At 62.0% G+C, this 447-nt stretch carries 1 protein-coding gene; it reads left to right on the top strand.

Annotated features, from left to right (window positions below; genetic code table 11):
- A partial coding sequence (locus B2994_RS05115; RefSeq protein WP_291527296.1) for a glycoside hydrolase family 2 TIM barrel-domain containing protein occupies positions 1–401 on the top strand: 401 nt, incomplete at its 5' end.
- Positions 402–447: the final 46 nt, after the last annotated feature.

Below are 447 nucleotides of genomic sequence, written 5' to 3' on the forward strand. Positions count from 1 at the left end.
TCAACCGCTACTACGGCTGGTACAACCTGTCCGGCGACCTGGACGCGGCCTGCTACGCGTTGAACGTGGAGCTGGATTTCTGGGCGAAGATCGGCAAACCGGTGATGTTCACCGAGTACGGCGCCGACACTGTGGAGGGCATTCACGGCACGCATGGCGAAATGTTCTCCGAGGAATACCAGCGGGAGTATTTCCGCCGCATCGATGCGGAATTCGACAAGCGTCAATGGATCGTTGGCGAACAGCTGTGGAATTTCGCGGACTTCGCCACCATTCAGGGGCCCATGCGAGTGGAAGGCAACCGCAAGGGCATCCTGACCCGCGACCGCCAGCCGAAGATGGCCGCGCACTTCCTGCGCGACCGTTGGCATGCCATCGCGGACTTTGGATACAAAGCCTGAAGCCAGCCCTATTCTCACAGGCGGGTGGCGCCGGGGGGCCGGTGCC

Source organism: Bifidobacterium sp. UBA744, from assembly GCA_002298605.1.
In the GTDB taxonomy this organism is placed as follows: Bacteria; Actinomycetota; Actinomycetes; order Actinomycetales; family Bifidobacteriaceae; genus Bifidobacterium.